General features: G+C 72.6%; 18 protein-coding genes. 5 read left to right on the top strand and 13 right to left on the bottom strand.

All coding sequences use genetic code 11. From position 1 onward, the window contains the following. Nucleotides 1-87 precede the first annotated feature (87 nt). On the top strand, nt 88-447 hold the full coding sequence (locus tag JOE43_RS07335) for a DUF4229 domain-containing protein (RefSeq protein ID WP_209516503.1): 360 nt from the start codon (nt 88-90) through the stop codon (nt 445-447). On the opposite strand, the gene JOE43_RS07330 is transcribed toward JOE43_RS07335, so the two are convergent. The 4 genes from JOE43_RS07330 to JOE43_RS07315 all read right to left on the bottom strand — a co-directional run bounded on the left by JOE43_RS07330 (nt 444) and on the right by JOE43_RS07315 (nt 4,025). After that, on the bottom strand, nt 444-1,388 hold the full coding sequence (locus JOE43_RS07330) for a 1,4-dihydroxy-2-naphthoate polyprenyltransferase (protein WP_056052963.1): 945 nt from the start codon (nt 1,386-1,388) through the stop codon (nt 444-446). The two genes, JOE43_RS07335 and JOE43_RS07330, sit on opposite strands and share 4 nt — an antisense overlap. 31 nt (nt 1,389-1,419) lie before the next feature. Further along, on the bottom strand, nt 1,420-2,559 hold the full coding sequence (locus tag JOE43_RS07325) for an AMP-binding protein (RefSeq protein WP_209516500.1): 1,140 nt from the start codon (nt 2,557-2,559) through the stop codon (nt 1,420-1,422). Between the two features lie 28 nt (nt 2,560-2,587). Beyond that, complete coding sequence (locus JOE43_RS07320; RefSeq protein ID WP_209516498.1) at nt 2,588-3,496, bottom strand: 1,4-dihydroxy-2-naphthoyl-CoA synthase; 909 nt, start codon at nt 3,494-3,496, stop codon at nt 2,588-2,590. Between the two features lie 115 nt (nt 3,497-3,611). Further along, a complete protein-coding gene (locus JOE43_RS07315; RefSeq protein WP_209516494.1) occupies nt 3,612-4,025 on the bottom strand; it encodes a hypothetical protein in 414 nt (137 codons plus the stop codon). 42 nt (nt 4,026-4,067) lie between these two features. On the opposite strand from JOE43_RS07315, the gene JOE43_RS07310 reads away from it, so the two are divergent. After that, nucleotides 4,068-5,081 carry an o-succinylbenzoate synthase gene (locus JOE43_RS07310; RefSeq protein WP_209516491.1) on the top strand — a complete coding sequence of 338 codons (1,014 nt, stop codon included), beginning with the start codon at nt 4,068-4,070 and terminating at the stop codon, nt 5,079-5,081. A gap of 40 nt (nt 5,082-5,121) precedes the next feature. Here JOE43_RS07310 and ccsB read toward each other — a convergent pair whose 3' ends face one another. The 5 genes from ccsB to JOE43_RS07285 are packed head-to-tail and all read right to left on the bottom strand — an operon-like array spanning nt 5,122 to nt 10,046. After that, complete coding sequence (ccsB, locus tag JOE43_RS07305; protein WP_374072902.1) at nt 5,122-6,141, bottom strand: c-type cytochrome biogenesis protein CcsB; 1,020 nt, start codon at nt 6,139-6,141, stop codon at nt 5,122-5,124. Then, nucleotides 6,138-7,991: a cytochrome c biogenesis protein ResB gene (locus JOE43_RS07300; protein ID WP_209516488.1), complete on the bottom strand. Its 1,854-nt coding sequence runs from the start codon at nt 7,989-7,991 to the stop codon at nt 6,138-6,140. The genes ccsB and JOE43_RS07300 overlap by 4 nt, the downstream gene beginning before the upstream one ends. Then, nucleotides 7,975-8,739, bottom strand: coding sequence for a cytochrome c biogenesis CcdA family protein (locus JOE43_RS07295; protein ID WP_056052949.1), 765 nt, complete (start codon nt 8,737-8,739; stop codon nt 7,975-7,977). Before JOE43_RS07295 ends, JOE43_RS07300 begins: the two co-directional genes overlap by 17 nt. Further along, entirely contained in the window at nt 8,740-9,402 is a 663-nt protein-coding gene (locus JOE43_RS07290) for a TlpA disulfide reductase family protein (RefSeq protein ID WP_209516484.1), read from the bottom strand. Next, complete coding sequence (locus JOE43_RS07285; protein WP_209516480.1) at nt 9,399-10,046, bottom strand: histidine phosphatase family protein; 648 nt, start codon at nt 10,044-10,046, stop codon at nt 9,399-9,401. The genes JOE43_RS07290 and JOE43_RS07285 overlap by 4 nt, the downstream gene beginning before the upstream one ends. Before the next feature lie 108 nt (nt 10,047-10,154). On the opposite strand from JOE43_RS07285, the gene aspS reads away from it, so the two are divergent. Continuing rightward, a complete protein-coding gene (aspS, locus tag JOE43_RS07280; protein ID WP_209516478.1) occupies nt 10,155-11,489 on the top strand; it encodes an aspartate--tRNA(Asn) ligase in 1,335 nt (444 codons plus the stop codon). 154 nt (nt 11,490-11,643) lie between these two features. Here aspS and JOE43_RS07275 read toward each other — a convergent pair whose 3' ends face one another. The 4 genes from JOE43_RS07275 to JOE43_RS07260 form a co-directional block, all read right to left on the bottom strand. After that, a complete protein-coding gene (locus JOE43_RS07275; RefSeq protein ID WP_209516475.1) occupies nt 11,644-11,910 on the bottom strand; it encodes a glutaredoxin family protein in 267 nt (88 codons plus the stop codon). 355 nt (nt 11,911-12,265) lie between these two features. Beyond that, nucleotides 12,266-12,364, bottom strand: a complete 99-nt coding sequence (locus JOE43_RS07270) for a 30S ribosomal protein bS22 (protein ID WP_003792170.1) — start codon at nt 12,362-12,364, stop codon at nt 12,266-12,268. A 108-nt stretch (nt 12,365-12,472) separates the two neighbouring features. Further along, complete coding sequence (locus JOE43_RS15940; RefSeq protein WP_082514421.1) at nt 12,473-12,667, bottom strand: helix-turn-helix domain-containing protein; 195 nt, start codon at nt 12,665-12,667, stop codon at nt 12,473-12,475. A 92-nt stretch (nt 12,668-12,759) separates the two neighbouring features. Further along, nucleotides 12,760-13,281 carry a helix-turn-helix transcriptional regulator gene (locus JOE43_RS07260; RefSeq protein ID WP_209516472.1) on the bottom strand — a complete coding sequence of 174 codons (522 nt, stop codon included), beginning with the start codon at nt 13,279-13,281 and terminating at the stop codon, nt 12,760-12,762. Between the two features lie 121 nt (nt 13,282-13,402). On the opposite strand from JOE43_RS07260, the gene JOE43_RS07255 reads away from it, so the two are divergent. Continuing rightward, complete coding sequence (locus JOE43_RS07255; RefSeq protein ID WP_307803423.1) at nt 13,403-14,773, top strand: potassium transporter TrkG; 1,371 nt, start codon at nt 13,403-13,405, stop codon at nt 14,771-14,773. After that, nucleotides 14,766-15,437, top strand: coding sequence for a TrkA family potassium uptake protein (locus JOE43_RS07250; protein WP_056052929.1), 672 nt, complete (start codon nt 14,766-14,768; stop codon nt 15,435-15,437). The genes JOE43_RS07255 and JOE43_RS07250 overlap by 8 nt, the downstream gene beginning before the upstream one ends. Nucleotides 15,438-15,494: the final 57 nt, after the last annotated feature.

Genomic DNA, 15,494 nt, shown 5'->3' with positions numbered 1-15,494 from the left:
CTCCCGGGGGTCGGCTGGGCACGCGGCGCCCGGTGCCGCCGAGCGGCCCACGGCGGGCGCACCGGCGGCCGCGGTTAGGATCAGCGCGTGAAACCCTGGGTCAAGTACACGGTCCTGCGCCTCGGCATCTTCCTCGTGGCGCTGGTGCTGTTCGTGCTGCTGCTGCCGAACCCCTACCTCGCGACGCTGCTCGCGGCGGTGGTGGCGTTCTGCGTCTCGTACATCTTCTTCGCCGGCCTGCGACGGCAGGTCGCCCTCGAGCTGGCCGACCGCCGCTCGCGGCCGGAGCCGCTCGACCGCGACACGCTCGCGGAGGACGACGACCTCGCCGAGCAGGACGCCCGCCTGGCGGAGGCCGAGGCCCATGCCGCCGACCCGACCGCCGCCGACGACGCCGGATCGCGCCCGGCGGACGACCGGCCCGAGGGCCCCGGCCGCAGCGCCTAGGCGAACAGCACGGCGGCGAGGGCCAGCCCGTACAGGAGCGCCGTGAGCGACGCCAGCTGCAGGGCGAGGATCAGCTCCTTCGGGGTCTTGCCCGTGACTCCGATGACGGCTGCGGGCACGGCCGTCAGCAGCGTGAAGTACACGTACGGCGCGTGGAAGTACAGGAAGCCGAAGTACACGAGGATGAGGAACGGCAACAGCAGGAACGACGCGTAGAGCGCGCGGGCCACCGGGTCGCCGACGACGACCGCCAGGGTGCGCTTGCCGGCCGCGCGGTCCTGGGGGATGTCGCGGATGTTGTTGACCATCAGCACCGCGCAGGCGAAGAGCCCGGCGGAGACGCCCGCGACCCAGGCGTCGGCGGGGAACCGCCCGAGCTGCACGAAGGTCGTGCCGACCGTCGCCACGAGCCCGAAGAAGACGAAGACGAACACCTCGCCGAGCGCGTTGTAGCCGTAGGGCCGCTTGCCCCCGGTGTAGAACCAGGCGGCGACCACGGCGGCGGCGCCGACCGCCAGCATCCACCACTGCTGCGTGAGCACGACGACCGCGACGCCGGCGACCGCGGCGACGGCGAACGAGACGAGGGCGACGCGCAGCACGGTGCGGGGCCGGACCGCGCCCGAGCCCGTCAGGCGGGCGGGCCCGACCCGGAACTCGTCGGTGCCGCGGATGCCGTCGGAGTAGTCGTTCGAGTAGTTGACGCCGACCTGGAGGAAGACCGCCACGGCGAGGCAGAGGAGGGCGAGGAGCAGGTCCCAGTCGCCGTTCGCGCGGGCGACGCCGGTGCCGAGGGCGACGGGCGCGACGGCGAGCGGCAGGGTGCGGAGCCGGGCCCCGCCGATCCAGTCGCGGGCCGTGACCCGACGTGCGGGCTGCTTCCCCGGGCGGCCGCCCGGTCGTCCGCTGCGCTTCGTCCTGGATGTCGTCGTCTTGGCCACCCGACGAGTGTAGTTCCCGCCCCCGGCGCGGTCAGGGCGCGACGAGGCGCTCGAGCGCGAGCCGGTCGGGCTTGCCGCTCGGCAGCAGGGGCAGCCGCTCGACGACGACGACCCGGTCGGGCGCCGCGGCGCGGCCCGCCTCGGCCACCACGGCCGCACGGAGCTCGGCCAGCGAGCCGCCCTCCGGGCCCTCCCCCGCGCGCACGACGACCGGGACCTCGCCCCAGCGCTCGTGCACCGACCGGACGACGACGGCGCCGGCCCAGCCCGGCAGCTCGCGGACGACCCTCTCGACGGCCCCGAGCGACACCTTCTCGCCGCCCGAGACCACGACGTCGTCGAGGCGCCCGGTCACCGTGAGGAGGCCCTCGTCGCTCACCGTGCCCGCGTCGCCCGTGCGGTACCAGCGCCGCCCGTCGCGCTCGACGAACGCGGCGGCCGTCCGGGCCTCGTCGTCGAGGTAGCCCTCGGCGAGCGACGGGCCGGAGAGCTCGACCTGGCCGTCCACGACGGCCACGCGGGCCTGCCCCACGGGCCGGCCGTCGTACACGCAGCCGCCGCTCGTCTCGCTCGACCCGTAGGTGCGCACCACGCGGACGCCGGAGGCGCGGGCCCGGTCGACGACGGAGGCCGGCGTCGCCTGCCCGCCCACCAGGACGGCCGTGAAGCCGCGGAGCGCCGCGGCGACGCCCTCGTCGTGCTCGGCGGCGTCGAGCGCGGTCACCAGCTGCGCGGGGACGAGCGAGGTGTACCGCACGGGGTGCGTGAGGCGGGCGGCCGCCCGCGCGAAGTCCGCGGCGTCGAAGTGGCCGGGCGCGAGCAGCTCCGGCTCGGTGCCGGCGGCGATCGAGCGCACGAGCACGTTGGTGCCGGCGACGTAGTGCGCGGGGAGGGCGAGGAGCCACTGCCCCGGCCCGCCCAGCGCCCCGTCGGCGGCGGCCGCGCCGGCCAGGAGCGCGTCGGTGCCGAGCGCGATCCGCTTGGGCCGGCCGCTCGAGCCGCTCGTCTCGATGACGAGGGCGACCGGCACCGGCACGGTCGCCGGCAGGTCGGCGGGCACGACGTCGTCCGTCCGCGGGGCGACGGCGGGGCCGCACGCGAGCGCCGCCCGCAGCGCGAGCAGGACGCGCTCGGGCGAGCGGGCGTCGACCGCGACCAGGGGCCGGGTCATGCTCCGCGCCTCCCCGGCCCCGGCGCCCTCAGTACTGCCACGGGAACGGCGACCAGTCGGGCTCGCGCTTCTCGAGGAAGGAGTCGCGGCCCTCGACGGCCTCGTCGGTGCCGTACGCCAGGCGCGTCGCCTCGCCCGCGAAGACCTGCTGGCCCACGATGCCGTCGTCGGTCGCGTTGAAGGCGAACTTGAGCATGCGGATCGCGGTGGGCGACTTCGTGAGCACGACGCGGGCCATCGCCAGCGCCTCCTTCTCGAGGTCGGCGTGGGGCACGACGCGGTTGACCGCGCCCATCTCGTGCGCACGGTCGGCGCTGTACTCCTCGGCGAGGAAGAACACCTCGCGGGCGAGCTTCTGGCCGATCTGCTTCGCGAAGTAGGCGCTGCCGTAGCCGGCGTCGAACGAGCCGACGTCAGCGTCGGTCTGCTTGAACCGGCCGTGCTCGCGGCTGGCGATCGTGAGGTCGCAGACGACGTGCAGCGAGTGGCCGCCGCCCGCGGCCCAGCCGGGCACCACCGCGATGACCACCTTGGGCATGAAGCGGATCAGCCGCTGCACCTCGAGGATGTGGAGGCGGCCGGCCGAGGCGAGGTCGGCCACGTTCGCCTCGTCGCCCTCGGCCTTGTAGCCGTCGCGGCCGCGGATCCGCTGGTCACCACCGCTGCAGAAGGCCCAGCCGCCGTCCTTCGCGCTGGGTCCGTTGCCGGTCAGCAGCACGACGCCGACCCGGCTCTGCTGCCGGGCGTGGTCGAGCGTGCGGTACAGCTCGTCGACCGTGCGCGGCCGGAAGGCGTTGCGGACCTCGGGGCGGTCGATGGCGACCCGCGCCACGCGGCCCTCGACGTCGAGGTGGTAGGTGACGTCGGTGAGGTCGGCGAAGCCGGGCACCTCGCGCCACTCGGTCGGGTCGAAGAGGTCGGAGACGGTGTCGCGCATGGTCGCCAGCCTACGACCGGCGGCAGGGACGGGGCCTCGCGCGGGGCCTGCGCTCGGAGCAGGGCCCGGCCGGGAACGGGCCCTCCGCGACGGCCGCGTCCCCGGCTCGACGGGCCTAGAACTGCGGCAGCGCGCGGCCCAGCAGGTAGACGAAGACGAACGGGTTCGCGAGCACGCAGACCAGCACGGCGGCGACGCCCGGCCACCGACCGCGGCGGAGCGCCACGGCGACGAGCGCGACGACGCCCACGACGACCGACGCGAGCATCGTGACGAGCGCGATCGAGGCCGCGGCGGTGACGAGGTCGGCGGCGAGGAGGCCGACGGCCAGGCCGTCGAGCGCCAGGAGGAGCAGGCCGAGACCGAGGGTGACGACGCCGAGCCGTCGGCTGCGGGCCGGCTGGGCGGCCTCGTCGTGGGTGGCCTCGTCGAACACGGCGAGGCCGTCGTCGCCGGCGGCGGTGACCGGCTGCTCGGGGCGCGCGCCGGGGTCGCGGGGATCGGTCGGGTCGGTCTCGGGAACGGCCATGGTGCCCGACCCTAGCGGCCCGCCCGGTGACACACTGGAGACGTGCCGAGTGCCAGATCCGCCCTCCTCCCGCCCGTCGACGAGCTGCTCGACGGCGCCCACGTGGTGGCCCTCCCGCTGCGGACGCGGTTCCGCGGCATCGTCGTGCGCGAGGCCCTCCTCGTCGAGGGGCCGCGCGGCTGGACGGAGTTCAGCCCGTTCGTCGAGTACCTCCCCGCCGAGGCGGCCACCTGGCTCGCCGCCTCCGTCGACTTCGGCTGGGGGGCACCGCACGTCGCCCGGGTCGACACCGTGCGCGTGAACGCGACCCTGCCGGCCGTCGGCCCCGACGAGGTCGCGGGCGTGCTCGCGCGCTTCCCCGGCTGCCGGACGGTGAAGGTCAAGGTCGCCGACCGCACCCAGACGCTGGCGGACGACGTCGCCCGCGTCGCCGCCGCCCGCCGCCACGTCGGCCCCGACGGCCGCGTGCGGATCGACGCCAACGGCGGCTGGTCGGTCGACGAGGCCGAGGAGGCGCTGCTCGCGCTGGCTCCGTACGCCCTGGAGTACGCGGAGCAGCCCTGCGCCACGGTGCCCGAGCTCGCCGAGCTGCGACGCCGCACGGCCGGCCTCGGGACCCTGGTCGCGGCCGACGAGAGCGTGCGTCGGGCCGACGACCCCCTGGCGGTCGCCCGGGCGGGCGCCGCGGACCTGCTGGTGATCAAGGCCCAGCCGCTCGGCGGGATCCGCGCGGCCCTCGAGGTCGTCGAGGCGGCGGGCCTGCCCGTCGTCGTCTCGAGCGCCCTCGACACCTCCGTCGGCCTCAGCACCGGCGCCCACCTCGCGGCGGCGCTGCCCGGGCTCGAGCACGACTGCGGGCTCGGCACGGCCGCGCTGCTCGCCGCCGACGTGACGCGGCAGCCGCTGCTCCCGGTCGACGGGGCGATCGAGGTGCGCCGGGTGGAGGTCGACCGCGACCTGCTGCGCGAGCACGCCGCCCCCGACGAGAGGCAGCGATGGTGGCGGGACCGTCTGCGGGCCTGCCACGACGTGCTCTCCGCGACCCGCGACTCCTGAGGGCCGCGGGGGCCGGCCCGCTCAGGGCCGACCGACGGGTTCAGAGGCCCGAGTAGGCGTGCAGGCCCTTGAAGAAGACGTTGACGATCGAGAAGTTGAACATGACGGCCGCGAAGCCGATGATCGACAGCCACGACGAGCGGGCGCCGCGCCAGCCGCGCGTCGCCCGGGCGTGGATGTAGCCGGCGTAGAGCACCCAGATGATGAAGGTCCAGACCTCCTTGGTGTCCCAGCCCCAGTAGCGCCCCCAGGCGCGCTCAGCCCAGACGGCGCCGGCGATGAGGGTGAAGGTCCAGAGCACGAAGCCGACGAGGGCCACCCGGTACGCCAGGTCCTCCAGGCGGTCGGCCGCGGGCAGGGTGTCCATGAACCGGAGGTTCGCGAGCTTCGCCTGCTCGCGCTTGGTCTGGATCAGCTGCGCGACGGAGAGGCCGGCCGCGATCGCGAAGAAGCCCGTGCCGAGGATGGCCACGAGCACGTGGATGACCAGCCACGCGGACTGCAGCGCGGGCTGCAGCGGCGAGACGGCGACGTAGTAGTTGACGGTGCCGATGGCCAGCAGGATGAGGTTGAGCCCGGTGACGTAGGCGCCGAGGTACGAGATGTCGACGAACAGCTTCACGACCAGGTAGACGCCGACGATGATCGCGGTGCCGGTCAGCGAGAACTCGAACATGTTGGCCCACGGCACGCGGCCCGCGGCGACGCCGCGCATGACGACCGAGGCGACGTGCACGAGCAGGCCCAGCACGAGCAGCGACGTGGCGACGCGCTCGAACTTCGAGGCGCGACGACCGCCGGAGGCGCCGGGCACGTCGGCACCGCCGGTGACGGTGTCGGCACGGTCGAGCACGATGGTGCTGCCCCCGCCGGCGCCCTTGCGGAGCGTGCCGCCCGACGACCCCACCGGGGCGGCCGGGACGGCGACGGCCGAGGCGGCCTGCTGGGCGTCGCCGGAGCGCTTCGCCAGGTCGAGGGCGAAGGTCACGAAGGAGATCGTGTAGATCGCCATCGCCGAGTAGACGGCGACGAGCGAGTAGTAGGCGAGGTCGGCGGTCACGGAGTGATCCTACGTCCGCCGCGGGGCGCGGAGGGCCCCGTGTCGTTCGACGTCGAGCCGGGGCGCGACGCCGCCTTCGCCGCCTCGGCGGGCACGCCGAGGGTCGTGAGGTGCGTGCGGGCGACCTCGCCGACGGCCCGGTCGAGCGTCGGGTCCTCGCCGCGGGCGAGGCCCGCGTACTCGAGCCGGAGGCCGGCGCCGGTGGCCGTGGCCGTGACCCAGACGCGGCGACGCGGCACGAAGAGGGCCGTGAGCAGGCCGCCGAAGGTGAGCACGGCGAAGAGCAGCACCCACACCTGCGAGGGGTCGTGGTGGACGTCGAGCGACGCGAAGCGCTTCACGTCGTTGAAGGTGATCGTGCCGAGGCCGTTCGGCAGGTCGACCGTCTCGCCCGGGGTCAGCTGGAGGGCCTTCTGGCCGTTCTCCGCCCCCGCGCCGGCGATCTCGGTCATGTCGTCGGTCTTCAGCGAGTAGACCGACTGCGGCACGCCGTCGTCGAGCGCGAGGTCGCCGTCGTAGACGTTGAGGCTCAGGACCGGGTTGAGGAGGTCGGGGTAGCTGGAGGCGAGGATGCCCGAACCGTCGCCGGTCTCGACCGCGGACGGGTAGAAGAAGCCGATCATGCCGACCTGCTCGGAGAGGCCGTCCGGCACCTTGATGACCCCCTGCGACGTCAGGTTCGCGTCCTGCGGGAGGAAGGGGATCGTGTCGGTGAACGGTTCGCTGCCGTCAGGTGCCGTGACGGTCACGTCGACCGCGTAGCCGTTGCCGAGCAGGTAGACCGTCGAGCCGCCGATGGCGAGCGGGCTGTTGACCTTGATCTGCGTGGAGCGCGGGTCGCCGCCCTGCGTGCGGGTCGTGACGTCGGCCGTGTAGTCGGTCGGCTGCCCGAGCGCGTCGGTGTTGGTCTCCTCGTACGTCGTGCGGAACTTGTCGAGGGTGATGTTGTACGGCGACAGCTGCGAGTCGCTGAACCACCGGCCGGGGTTGAACGAGTCGTACGACACGAGCGCGTTCGTGAAGGTCTGGCCCTCGACGATCACGCGCTGGCCGGTGTAGCCGAACCCCCCGCCGACGCCGACGGTGAGGAGCACCCCGACGAGCGCCGAGTGGAAGACGAGGTTGCCGGTCTCGCGGAGGTAGCCGCGCTCGGCGCTGACCGAGTCGCCGAAGACCTCGGTGCGGTAGCCGGCGCGCTTCAGCTGGGCCCGGGCCGCCGTGACGGCGGCGGCGGGGTCGAGATCGACGCCCGACGCGCCTCCCTCGCCGGCCTCCAGCGTGACGGAGCGGTAGCCGGCGAGGCGGGAGAGCCGCGCGGGAGTCCGCGGCGGGCGGGCCCGGAGCGCCTCGAAGTGGTGCTTCGTGCGCGGGATGATGCAGCCGATCAGCGAGATGAACAGCAGCAGGTAGACGGCGGAGAACCACGGCGACGAGTAGGTGTCGAAGACGCCGAGCTTGTCGAGCACGGGGAAGAGGTCGGGGTGGTCGGCCCGGTACTGCACCACACCGTTCGGGTCGGAGGTGCGCTGCGGCACGAGCGAGCCGGGGATCGCCGCCACCGCGAGCAGCATGAGGAGGAAGAGCGCGGTCTTCATGCTCGTCAGCTGGCGCCAGAAGAAGCGCAGGTAGCCGACCAGGCCGAGGCGTGGGTTCGTGACCCCGCCGTCGCGGTCGCCACCGGAGGACGCGGCCGTGTCGCCGGCGGCGGGCTCGGCGGGGGCGACCGAGTCGTAGTGGTCGCTCGGCCTCAGCGGGTCGCCGACGGCGTCGGAGCCGTCGGTGACCTCGGTGCTGTCGACGGCGTCGGGGGTGCCGGTCGCGCCGGGCGCTCGGTCAGACGATCGTGCCATAGCCCGCGATCACCGCCCCGACCTCGGACATCAGCGCGGACCAGAGCCCGGTGACCATGAGAAGACCGATGACCACCAGGACGGAACCTCCGACGATGTTGACGACGCGGATGTGCCGCTTGACGAACGAGATGGAGCGCGACGCCCAGCCGAGGCCGAGGGCGACGAGCAGGAAGGGCACGCCGAGGCCGACGCAGTAGGCCACGCCGAGCAGCACGCTCTGGCCGACCGACCCGGTGTTCAGCGACATCGCCGTGATGGCGGCGAGCGTGGGCCCGACGCACGGGGTCCAGCCCAGGCCGAACACGATGCCGAGCAGCGGGGCGCCGGCGAGGCCGGTCGCCGGGGTGAAGCCCGGCTTGAGGGTGCGCTGCAGCACCGTGAACTGGCCGATGAAGACGAGGCCGAGCGCGATCACGACGAGCCCCATCACGCGCACGATCAGCTCGCGCCACTGGATCAGCCAGAAGCCGACGGCGCCGAAGGCGAGGTTCGCCCCGACGAACACGACGGAGAAGCCGGCGATGAAGAGCAGCACGCCGATCACGACGCGGCGACGGTCGCGGGCACGGCCGGCGTCGTCGCGGGCGCCGCCGGTCAGGCCGCCGACGTAGCCGAGGTAGCCGGGCACGAGCGGGAGGACGCAGGGCGACAGGAACGAGATCAGGCCCGCCAGCACCGCCACGGGCAGCGCGACGGCCAGCTGCCCGCCGGCGACCGCGTCGAAGAAGGGATTGCCCTGGTACACCTAGGCCTGCTCGGCGACGGCGTCTTTGATCAGCTGGTCGAGGATGCTGGGGCCCTGCAGCCCGCCCAGGATGCGCGCGGCGATGCGGCCCTGCTTGTCGAGCACGATCGTCGTCGGCACGGAGTTCGGGGCGATGGTGCCCGCCAGCGCGAGCTGCACGGTGCCGTCGTTGGTGTCGACGACCGAGGGGTAGGTGACGCCGAACTTCTCGGCGAAGGCGAGCGACGTCTTGGCCTGGTCGCGCACGTTCACGCCGAGGAACTGCACGCCGTCGCCCTCGTGCTCCTGGCTGAGCTGCTGCAGGTCGGGCGCCTCCTGGCGGCAGGGCGGGCAGCTGGCGTACCAGAAGTTGAGCACGACGACCTGGCCGTCGAGGTCGGAGCGCGAGATCTCGTCGCCGGCGTCGGTGGTCGCGCTGAACTCGACCGGGTCGCGTCGCTCGTCGGCGGGGACCTCCTTGACGGTGCCCTCGCCGGAGATGTAGTTCTCGGTGCCGCCGTCGGCGTACTGCTGGGCGAGCCCGTCGTTCGCCGACGTGCAGCCGGCGAGGGCGAGGGCCAGCACCGCCGCCGCGGCGAGGCCGCGGACGGTGCGCCGGCGCAGGGACGGACGGACGGTGGACGGGGCCGCGGAGGCTCCGTCGGACGGTGCTCGGGTGGTCACACTGCTCCCAGGTCGACGGCGTTCGCGAGCAAGTCTGCCGCGGGATCCTGATAGCCCACCTCGACGAAGCGGTCGCCGCGACGCTCGAGGGTCGTCACGCTCGACAGCGAGCACCGGCGACGACGGGGGTCGTGGAAGAGGCGCGCGCCGGTGACGCTGCGGTGCACCATCCAGATCGGCAGCTGGTGGCTGACCAGGACGACGTCGCCGGCGTCGACGCTCGACCAGGCCTCGTCGACCGCGGCGAGCATGCGGGCGGCGATGCTGACGTAGGCCTCGCCCCAGCTCGGCTTCAGCGGGTTGACGATCCACGGCCACTCGGCGGGCACGGCCAGCTGCTTCGCGACCGTGAAGTCGCTCCGCCGCCCCTCGTACTTGTTGGTCGGCTCGATGAGGCGCTCGTCGACCTGCACCGGCAGGTCGAAGGCCTCGGCCCACGGCGCGGCGCTCTCGCGCGTGCGCTGCAGCGGGCTGGCGACGATCGCGGCCACCGGGGCGCCCTGCGCCTGCAGCATCGCGGCCGACGAGGCGGCCATGCGGTGGCCGAGCTCGCTGAGCCCGAAGCCCTCGAGTCGGCCGTAGAGGACGTGGTCGGGGTTCTGCACCTCGCCGTGGCGCACGAGGTGGATCTGCTGGGCGGGCATGCGCCCCAGTCTAGGTCGGGGCCCGGCGCACACCTCCCACCGGGGAGACCCACAGGAGGCGCGGTGCGGGGCCCGCAGGGCCGCCCGCGCACGGTAAACTCGGGCCTCGTGATCGAACGCACCCTCATCAACGACCTCGCTCCCCTCCCCGACGGCACCGTCACGGTGGCGGGCTGGGTCGACACGGTCCGTGACCAGAAGAAGGTGCAGTTCGTCGTCCTCCGCGACGAGTCCGGCGCCGTCCAGCTCGTCCGCCCGCGCACCGCGGCCGACGTCCTCGCCGAGGCGGGCGAGACCGACGAGGTCGCCGACGCGATCTCCGGCCTGTCGCAGGGCAGCTTCGTCACCGTGACGGGCCAGCTCAAGCACGACGAGCGGGTCAAGCTCGGCGGCATCGAGGTGAAGATCGACACCCTCGTCGTCGACAGCCTCGCCGACCCCGAGACCCCGATCGCCGCCGACAGCGGCATCGACAAGCGCATGGACTGGCGCTTCCTCGACCTGCGCGTGCCGCGCAACGCCCTCATCTTCCGGGTGCAGACGACCTTCGAGCACGCCATGCGCACCTACTGGGTCGAGCGCGGCTACATCGAGATCCACACGCCGAAGATCATGGCGTCGGCCAGCGAGTCGAACGCCGAGCTCTTCAAGGTCGACTACTTCGAGGGCAGCGCCTTCCTCGCCCAGAGCCCCCAGTTCTTCAAGCAGATGGCGCAGTCGGCGGGCTTCGGCAAGATCTTCGAGATCGCCCCGGTCTTCCGCGCCGACCCGTCGTTCACCTCGCGGCACGCGACCGAGTACACCAGCGTCGACGCCGAGATCAGCTACGTCGACTCCCACGAGGACATCATGCAGATGCAGGAGGAGCTCCTGGTCGCCGCGTTCACGGCCGTCGTCGAGAAGCACGGCGCCGAGATCAAGGACCTCTTCGACGTCGAGGTGACCGTGCCCACGACGCCGTTCCCGCGCATCCCCCTGGCCGAGGCGAAGCAGATCGTGGCCGACCGCGGCTACGTCGTGCCCCGTGCCGACGCCGACATGGACCCGGAGGGCGAGCGCCAGATCGCCGCCTACGTGAAGGAGACGTTCGACCACGACTTCGTCTTCCTCACCGACTACGACGCGTCGATCCGGCCGTTCTACCACATGCGCCACGACGACGACCCGCAGCTCACGAAGAGCTACGACCTCATCTACAACGGCACGGAGATCACCACGGGCGCGCAGCGCGAGCACCGCGTCGAGGTGCTCGAGGCGCAGATCCGCGAGAAGGGCATGAAGCCGGAGGAGCTCGGCGGCTACCTCGACTTCTTCCGCTACGGCGCCCCGTCGCACGGTGGCTTCGGCATGGGCCTGGCGCGCGTGCTGATGCTGATGCTGCACCAGCCGAACCTCCGCGAGGTGACGTACCTGTTCCGCGGGCCGACGCGCCTCACGCCGTAGGTCTCCCCCGCACGACGACGCCGGGCCCGGTGAGAGCGATCTCACCGGGCCCGGCGTCGTTCCGCCGAGCGGCGGCGTGCCGTCGAGCGGCGGCGTGCCGACGAGCGACGGCGTGCCGACGCCGGCCAGGGCAGCGGCGCCGGGCGTCAGCTGGTCAGAGGACGGCCTTGCGCAGCGCGGTGCGCAGGCGGTCGGGCTCGACGCGCCAGATGGTGTGGACCCGGTCGTCGATGAGGACGACGGGGATCTCCTCCGCGTACTCGTCGCGGAGGGCGGCGTCGTCGAGGATGTTCGTCTCGACGTAGCCGAGGTCGAGGGCTGCGAACTCGGGCTCGGCGAGCACAGCGTCGAGGGCGGTGCGGGCGTCGTCGCACAGGTGGCAGCCGGGCTTCGTCAGCAGGGACAGGCGGGGAGCACTCACGCCCCGACCCTACCGGCCCCCGCCTCCGCGCATCCCGGGGTGGCGTCCCGCCCCGCTCCCCGCTGCCCTCTCCCCGCCCCCCTCTGTCGCAATTGCCGACACACGGCCTCCTGATACAGGAGAATCCACGCCCTAGACATGATCAGGCTGCAGATCGGTCGGCATTTGCTGTCACCAACGACGAAGCAGGAGCAGCAGCAAGGAGGGGAAGCAGGAAGCTACGGCGTCGGCAGCTGGCCCGCAGGGCCGCGCCCGGCAGGGCCCCGCGCCCGGCAGGGCGCCATGGGCACCGAAGGAGCCGACAAAAGAAAGCGGCCCCTGACCGGAACGGTCAGGGGCACGCGGAGCCTGGCGGCTACTTCTTGTTGCGACGCTGGTGGCGCGTCTTGCGGAGCAGCTTGCGGTGCTTCTTCTTCGCCATGCGCTTGCGACGCTTCTTGATGACAGAACCCATGTGGACCTCGCTGATTGGACTGGATCGGAACAACCGGGTCCGAAACAGAACCGCGGAAAAATACCTCGGGGCAGTCTACAAGGGCCGGACCCGAATGTCGAAGTGGCGTCAGCCGACGTCGGCGACGCCGATCTGCAGGACGGCCGCGACGGCGGACTCGGGCACCCGGAACGAGCGGCCGAAACGGATCGCGGGCAGCTCGCCGGAGTGCACCATGCGGTACACGGTCATCCGCGACACGCGCATCATGTCGGCCACCTCGGCCACCGTGAGGAACCTCACGTCTGACAGGTCGTGCGCCACGGGTCCACCTTCGTCGTCGGGCACCGGCAGCGGCAGCTCCCGGGTCGTGGCCACTCTAGGGGCGTGGCCGACCCCGTGCAACGGATCGGTCGTCAGCGGCCGAGGCGCTTGCGCACCGGCTCGATGACCCGCTCGTCGAGCGCGCTCTGCGCGTCGTGGAGGGCCGAGGAGGCGCGGTGCTGGGCGTCCGCGACGGCCCGGCCCAGCGTGCTCCCGACGTCGCCCGCGTCGGGGAGGTTCTCGGCCGCCCGGCGGATGGGCGCCGGCATCGCGACGCCTGCCCACGCGGCGAACGCCCCGGAGGCGACCCCGTCGAGCTCGTCCGCGGCGCCCGCGCCGAGGAAGGGGATGAGCCAGTCCTCGACGGTCTCGAGCGGGACGGTCTCGATGCCGTAGTAGCGGTGCTGGCCGACCTCACGCACGTGCACGAGCCCGGCGTCGCGGAGCACGCGGAGGTGCTTCGACACCGTCGGCTGGCTGAGCCCGAGGGCCGTGACCATCTCGCCGACGCTGACGTCGCCGGTGGCCGAGTCGGCGGAGACGTGCGCGTCGAGCAGCACCCTCAGGAGGTCGCGGCGCGTCCCGTCGGCGATCACGCTGAAGATGTCGGGCATGCAGCCACAGTAACGACCACGGCCCCCGAGTACCATGACGACCGTGTCGCGCCCCTCCGTCGCCGATCGGCGCCTGCCCCGTCGAGACCCCCGCACCCCCTTCGCGCGGCTCTCCGAGTGGATCGACGACATCGGGCGGCACTCGCCGGCCCGCTTCGCCATCATGATCTTCACCGGCCTCATCGTCGTCTTCACGCTGGTGTTCTCGCTGCCGGTCTCGTCGGCCGAGGGCAGCAGGACGCCGCTGGCCGACTCCCTCTTCACGGCCGTGTCGGTCATCTGCGTCACCGGGCTCGCCACCGTCGACATGGCCACGCACTGGTCGCTGTTCGGGCACGTGGTCATCTTCATCGGGGTGCAGATCGGCGCCATCGGCGTGCTGACGCTCGCGTCGATCATGGGGCTGGTGGTCTCGCGGAAGCTGGGCCTCCGCGCCCGGCTGATGGCCGCCTCCGACAGCAACCCGCTGCGCGTGCACGCGGGCCCGGTGCCCGAGGGCCAGGCCGTGCGGCTGGGCGAGGTGGGCGGGCTGCTCGCCACCGTCGCGCTCAGCTCGGCAGTGATCCAGACCGTCATCGCGCTGCTGCTGATCCCGCGCGTGCTGCTCGACGGGATCCCCCTCGGCGACGCGGTGCTCGACAGCTTCTACTACTCGGCGATGGCCTTCACGAACACGGGCTTCACGCCGAACGCCGACGGGCTCGCCCCGTTCGCCGGCGACTACTGGTTCTTGTCGCTGATCATGGTCGGGGTCTTCCTCGGCAGCATCGGGTTCCCCGTCATCTACGCCCTGGCCCGCAACCCGCGCAACCCGCGCCGCTGGTCGGTCCACGTCAAGCTGACGCTGGTGACGAGCGGCGTCCTGCTCCTGGCGGGCACCGTCCTCTACATCGTGCTCGAGTTCGACAACCCGGAGACCTTCGGCGACATCGCGGCCGGGCCGACGATCTTCCAGTCGCTCTTCCTCAGCACGATGACGAGGTCGGGCGGCTTCGCGACGATCGACATCTCCGAACTCAACGGATCGTCGCTGCTCGTCACCGACATGCTCATGTTCATCGGCGGCGGGTCGGCGTCGACGGCCGGCGGCATCAAGGTGACGACGCTGGCCGTGCTCTTCCTCGCCGCGTTCGCCGAGGCCCGGGGCAACCGCTCGATGGAGGCGTTCGGCCGCCGGATCCCGAGCGACGTCCTCCGCCTGTCGGTCAGCGTGGTGCTCTGGGGCGCGACGATCGTCGCCGTGTCGAGCATCCTGATCATGCACATCACGAAGGAGCCCCTCGACCACGTGCTGTTCGAGTCGATCTCGGCCTTCGCCACCTCGGGGCTGTCGACGGGGCTGACCGACCGCCTCCCCGACTCCGGCAAGTACATCCTCGCCGTCACGATGTGGATGGGCCGCGTTGGTACAGTGACACTCTCCGTCGCCCTGGCCGCCAGCCAGCGACGCCAGCTGTTCACGCGAGCCGAGGAGCGACCGATCGTTGGTTGACAAGATCAAGCACGACGCCCCGGTGCTCGTCATCGGCCTCGGCCGCTTCGGCGCCGCCACCGCCGGCCAGCTCGAGCGACAGGACAGGGACGTGCTCGCGGTCGACACCGACGCGGGCCTCGTGCAGAAGTGGGCCGACCGGGTCACCCACGCGGTGCAGGCCGACGCCCGCAGCATCGACGCGCTCAAGCAGATCGGTGCCCAGGACTTCTCGATCGCGGTCGTCGCCGTCGGCTCGTCGATCGAGGCGAGCGTGCTGATCACCGCGAACCTCGTCGATCTGAAGGTGCCGCAGATCTGGGCGAAGGCGATCAGCCAGTCGCACGGCAAGATCCTGGCCCGCATCGGCGCGAACCACGTGATCTACCCGGAGCGCGAGGCCGGCGAGCGCGTCGCGCACCTCGTCTCCGGCCGCATGCTCGACTACATCGAGTTCGACGACGCCTTCGCGATCGTCAAGATGTACCCGCCGAAGCCGGTGCGGGGCGCCTCGCTGGCGAGCTCGAACATCCGCAAGAAGTACGGCATCACCATCGTCGGCGTGAAGAGCCCGGGAGGCGCGTTCGAGGAGGCGACGCCCGAGACGGTCATCAGCGACCACGACCTCATCATCGTCTCCGGCGACAGCCGGGCGATCGAGCGGTTCGCGGCCCTCGACAGCTGAGCCGCGTCGCGGAGGACGAGCGGGTCGACTCGTCGCCGCCAGCCACCGGGGGCGGCA

The organism is Frigoribacterium sp. PvP121, assembly GCF_017833115.1.
Lineage (GTDB): Bacteria > Actinomycetota > Actinomycetes > Actinomycetales > Microbacteriaceae > Frigoribacterium > Frigoribacterium endophyticum.
Note: the sequence above shows the minus strand (reverse complement) of the source record. Positions and strands in the feature narration are given on the sequence as shown.

What these genes read in the sequence shown, in the direction of transcription:
- JOE43_RS07260 (WP_209516472.1), bottom strand. Translation starts at nt 13,281, where the DNA reads ATGCCCGACATCTTCAGCGTGATCGCCGACGGGACGCGCCGCGACCTC.
- JOE43_RS07285 (WP_209516480.1), bottom strand. Translation starts at nt 10,046, where the DNA reads ATGCCCGCCCAGCAGATCCACCTCGTGCGCCACGGCGAGGTGCAGAAC.
- JOE43_RS07270 (WP_003792170.1), bottom strand. Translation starts at nt 12,364, where the DNA reads ATGGGTTCTGTCATCAAGAAGCGTCGCAAGCGCATGGCGAAGAAGAAG.
- JOE43_RS07300 (WP_209516488.1), bottom strand. Translation starts at nt 7,991, where the DNA reads ATGGCACGATCGTCTGACCGAGCGCCCGGCGCGACCGGCACCCCCGAC.
- JOE43_RS07325 (WP_209516500.1), bottom strand. Translation starts at nt 2,559, where the DNA reads ATGACCCGGCCCCTGGTCGCGGTCGACGCCCGCTCGCCCGAGCGCGTC.
- JOE43_RS07315 (WP_209516494.1), bottom strand. Translation starts at nt 4,025, where the DNA reads ATGGCCGTTCCCGAGACCGACCCGACCGATCCCCGCGACCCCGGCGCG.
- JOE43_RS07320 (WP_209516498.1), bottom strand. Translation starts at nt 3,496, where the DNA reads ATGCGCGACACCGTCTCCGACCTCTTCGACCCGACCGAGTGGCGCGAG.